Source organism: Thiocapsa imhoffii, from assembly GCF_016583985.1.
Lineage (GTDB): Bacteria > Pseudomonadota > Gammaproteobacteria > Chromatiales > Chromatiaceae > Thiocapsa > Thiocapsa imhoffii.
In genome coordinates this window covers 1-556 of record NZ_NRSD01000104.1, presented here as the reverse complement: position 1 = coordinate 556, position 556 = coordinate 1, and the positions used below count along the sequence as shown (strand labels likewise).

General features: G+C 67.8%; 1 protein-coding gene. It reads left to right on the top strand.

Going from position 1 to position 556, the window contains the following annotated elements; genetic code table 11:
• On the top strand, nucleotides 1-556 hold a 556-nt coding region (locus CKO25_RS22235; protein WP_200389850.1), incomplete at both ends, for an Ig-like domain-containing protein.

The following is a 556-nucleotide window of genomic DNA, read 5'->3' as shown; positions in this document are numbered from 1 at the left end:
GTGACCCTGACCAACGTGGTGGTCAGCGACGACCTGATCACGCCGGACGAGATCACCTGTGCCAGTGTGGCGCCGGGTGCGACCTGCGAGCTGGTGGGTACCTACACGGTCACGCTCGCCGATGCGAGCGCGGCGGTGGTGGTCAACACGGCGTCGGTTGACTCGGATCAGACCGATCCGGAGACGACCGAGCTGTCGACCCCGGTGCAGCCGCCGGTGGCGCCGACGGCCGAGGATGATGCATCGCTGGACAACCCGATGGGCACGCCGGTGACGTTGCCGGTGGTGGACAACGATGCGGCCGCTGACGGGCGGACGCTCGATCCGACGACGGTGGTGATCGACGGTGCCGATGCCGGCAGCGACGGCAAGACCAAGACGGTCGAGGGTGAAGGCACCTGGACGGTGGATGCGGACACGGGTGCGATCACCTTCACGCCCGAGGCGGGCTTTGAGGGCAATCCGACGCCGATCCAGTACCAGGTGTCGGATGATCTGGGGACGCCGTCGAATCGGGCGACGGTGACGGTGACCTATCTGGGTGCGCCGGCGCTGA